Genomic DNA, 3,490 nt, shown 5'->3' with positions numbered 1-3,490 from the left:
GGACGGCCACCGTCCCGCGCGAGGCATCTCGGTCACTTCTCCAGGTCACTTCACCAGGGGAATCCGCCCGACACCGCCGAACTCGATCCATTCGTGGGTGAGCTGACGGGGAGCCACCTCGGTGTCCGGGCGCCACGTGGACACCTCCACGAGCCCCGGCTCCAGGATCTCCAGGCCCTCGAAGTACGTCTCCACGTCCTTCGGTTCACGCACGCGGCCCCAGTTGCCCTGGGTCGCCTGGTCCATGAAGTTCGTGACGAAGGCGCGGACCTCGGGGTCCTCGCTGACCAGCTGGCACATCACCATGAAGCTGCCGGGCGCGAGCCGTTCCCGCACCCGGCGGGCCACCGCGAGCGGTCCGTCGGTGTCGCTGTCCTGGATGCAGTGGAACACCGAGTTGAAGAGCACGCACACCGGCTCGTCGAAGTCGATCAGCCGCTTGGTGTCGGCGTGGCCGAAGATCAGGTCGGTCTCACGCATGTCCGCGTGGATGACCGTCGTGCGCTCGTCCTGCTCCAGCAGCGCCCGGCCGTGGACCAGCACCATCGGATCGTTGTCGACGTAGACCACGTGGGTGTTGGGGTCGATGCGCTGGGCGACCTGGTGCACGTTGTCCTGCGTCGGCAGGCCGGACCCGTGGTCCAGGTACTGCCGGATGCCGTACTCCTCGGAGAGGGTCTTGACGACCCGCTGGAGGAAGCGCCGGTTGTTGAGGGCCAGGCGGCGCGTGCTGGGCACCACCTTGTCGAGTTCCTCGCACGCTGCGCGGTCGGCCGCGTAGTTGTCCTTGCCGCCCAGGTAGTGGTCGTACATGCGCGCGGCCGTCGGCACGTTCGCGTCGATCTCGGTGGACAACTGCTTCTCGGAGTGCATCGTTCCCCCTGCAAGGTGCCGCGCCAACGGACTGGCTGGACAGGAAGTACATCCTAGGGAGCGAGAGTTGGGCGGTGCCAGCCCACTGACGAAGTGCCCACGATCGAACGACAAGATGACCGCCGCCCGCGCCGCCCTATGCGCCCTATGTAACCGTTCGCACGCTTTGCGTCACCAGGGTCGGGGGCGGGTACCCGCCGGCGCACTACCCTTCCGGCTGATCACGGGCGCACGGTGTGTCACTTCCACGCAGATGCTCGCCCATGCGGCCCATGCGGCCCATGCGGCCCATGCGGCCCATGCGGCCCATGCGGCACAGGCCACCCGGGACGAGCGGCTCCTGGCGCCGGTCAGCCACTGTCCTCCGCAGGCGCGCTCCGGCAGCTCCGCTGGTCCAGCCTTTGCCGGTCGGAGCTCGCCCTCGTCCGGCGGCCGGGCCGGGACAGGCTCTCGGTGTGTGTCCCGTACGCGGGAAGCCGCGCGGCACACTTCACCGCTTTCCGAACCGCTAATCTGGAAATACGAGAATTGATCGGAAGTCGAGGGCGTGTCCGCAACCGCTATTCTCACGGCCCCGGCCGCTTTCCCAGGAGAAATCATGGGCGACTATTACGATCTCGGCACGCACAGCCGTACCGTCACCACGTCCTCCGACGACGCTCAACTCTGGTTCGATCGCGGTCTGGTGTGGACGTACGCCTTCCACCACGAGGAAGCCGTCGCCTGCTTCGAAAAGGCGACCGAGGCCGATCCGGACTGTGCGATGGCGTATTGGGGCATCGCCTACGCGCTGGGTCCGAACTACAACAAGCCCTGGGAATTCTTCGAGGGTGAGGAACTGGTGCGGACCGTCGAGCGCACGCACGCCGCGGTGGAACGGGCGCATGAGAAGGCCGCCGGTGCCACTCCGGTCGAGCAGGCCCTCATCGGCGCACTGCGGGCCCGCTATCCGCAGTCCGAGGCCGTAGAGGACTGCTCGGTGTGGAACGAGCCCTACGCGGACGCGATGCGCGTCGTGTACGAACTGGCGCCCGGCGACCTGGACATCGCCACCCTGTACGCCGACGCCCTGATGAACCTCACCCCGTGGCAGCTGTGGGATCTCAAGACCGGGCTGCCGGCCGAGGGTGCCCGGACCACCGAGGCCAGGGCCGTGCTGGAGGACGCCCTCGCCACCGAGCCCGGCGTGCGGCATCCGGGCATCCTGCACCTGTACATCCACCTGATGGAGATGTCCCCGACGCCGGAGCAGGCCCTCACCGTCGGCGACCGCCTGCGCGGCCTCGTGCCCGACGCCGGGCACCTGCTCCACATGCCCTCACACCTGGACGTCCTGTGCGGCGACTACCGCCAGGTCGTCGCGGCCAACAGCGACGCGATCGCCGCCGACGAGAAGTACCTCCGGCGTTCCGGGGCGATGAAGTTCTACACCCTCTACCGGGCGCACAACTACCACTTCAAGATCTACGGTGCCCTGTTCCTCGGCCAGGCGCAGGTCGCCCTCGACACCGCCGACCAGCTGGAAGCCGCCATTCCCGAGGACCTGCTCCGCGTCACGAGCCCTCCGATGGCCGACTGGCTCGAGGCCTTCCTGGCCATGCGCGTCCACATCCTGATCCGCTTCGGCCGCTGGAGCGAGATCCTCGCACTGCCCGCCCCCACGGACCCCGAGCTCTACACGGTGACCGTCGCCATGCGGCACTACGCCCGGGGCGTCGCCCTCTCCGCCACCGGCGAGGTCGACCGGGCCGAGTCCGAGCGCGAGCTCTTCCGCGAGGCGGTGAGCCGGGTGCCCGAGACGCGGATGCTGTTCAACAACACCTGCGCGGACATCCTCGCGATCGCGGCCGCCATGCTGGACGGCGAGCTCGAATACCGCAGGGGCCGGTACGACCTCGCCTTCGCCGCCCTGGAGCGCTCCATCGAGCTGGACGACAACCTCCCCTACGACGAGCCCTGGGGCTGGATGCAGCCCACCCGCCACGCCTACGGAGCGCTGCTGCTGGAGCAGGGACGCGTGGCGGAGGCCGAGGCCGTCTACCGCGCGGACCTCGGCCTCGACGACACCCTGCCCCGCCCCCTGCAGCACCCCGGCAACGTGTGGGCCCTGCACGGCTTCCACGAATGCCTGCTCCGGACGGGCAGGACCGGCGAGGCGGCCCTCGTGGCTCACCAGCTCAAACTCGCGACCGCGCTGGCCGACGTGCCGATCCAGGCCTCGTGCTTCTGCCGCCTGGACACCACCCCCGGTCCCCAGGCGGCGGCCGACGGGTGCTGCCACTGACCCGCTGGGCCACGAGGTCTCGACCAACAGTGACGTGGCGCGTTTGAACTGCCGCTTTACCGGTCACTCGTGCCGTGACCCCGTAGTCGGACACGACCTGGAGTGAACGAACCGTGGCTGGAGAGCAGAAGGGCAAGGCCAAGGCCGAGCAGGCCAAGGGCAAGGCCAAGGAGACGATCGGCCGTGCGGTGGGTAACGAGCGCCTGACGGCCGAGGGCCGGGCCGAGCAGTCGAAGGGCGACGCCCGGCAGGCCAAGGAAAAGACCAAGGACGTCTTCAAGCACTGAGGTCAGTGGCGGCGGTGCCGCGCCCCCATGGCTGTCTCTTATACAC

At 68.7% G+C, this 3,490-nt stretch carries 3 protein-coding genes; 2 read left to right on the top strand and 1 reads right to left on the bottom strand.

Annotated elements, in window-relative coordinates; genetic code table 11:
• Window positions 1–45 precede the first annotated feature (45 nt).
• Window positions 46–873 (bottom strand): SAM-dependent methyltransferase, encoded by an 828-nt coding sequence (locus ACFU3E_RS38275; RefSeq protein WP_384169401.1) that lies wholly within the window; start codon window positions 871–873, stop codon window positions 46–48.
• Window positions 874–1,471: 598 nt separating this feature from the next.
• On the opposite strand from ACFU3E_RS38275, the gene ACFU3E_RS38270 reads away from it, so the two are divergent.
• Both ACFU3E_RS38270 and ACFU3E_RS38265 read left to right on the top strand, forming a co-directional pair.
• Window positions 1,472–3,157 (top strand): hypothetical protein, encoded by a 1,686-nt coding sequence (locus tag ACFU3E_RS38270; protein WP_384169398.1) that lies wholly within the window; start codon window positions 1,472–1,474, stop codon window positions 3,155–3,157.
• 113 nt (window positions 3,158–3,270) lie between these two features.
• Window positions 3,271–3,444 carry a CsbD family protein gene (locus ACFU3E_RS38265; protein ID WP_097222607.1) on the top strand — a complete coding sequence of 58 codons (174 nt, stop codon included), beginning with the start codon at window positions 3,271–3,273 and terminating at the stop codon, window positions 3,442–3,444.
• Window positions 3,445–3,490: the final 46 nt, after the last annotated feature.

The organism is Streptomyces sp. NPDC057424, assembly GCF_042803315.1.
In the GTDB taxonomy this organism is placed as follows: domain Bacteria; phylum Actinomycetota; class Actinomycetes; order Streptomycetales; family Streptomycetaceae; genus Streptomyces.
Note: the sequence above shows the minus strand (reverse complement) of the source record. Positions and strands in the feature narration are given on the sequence as shown.

Excerpts from the sequence above, each read along its gene's own strand:
- ACFU3E_RS38275 (WP_384169401.1), bottom strand. The coding sequence starts at position 873 with ATGCACTCCGAGAAGCAGTTGTCCACCGAGATCGACGCGAACGTGCCG.
- ACFU3E_RS38270 (WP_384169398.1), top strand. The coding sequence starts at position 1,472 with ATGGGCGACTATTACGATCTCGGCACGCACAGCCGTACCGTCACCACG.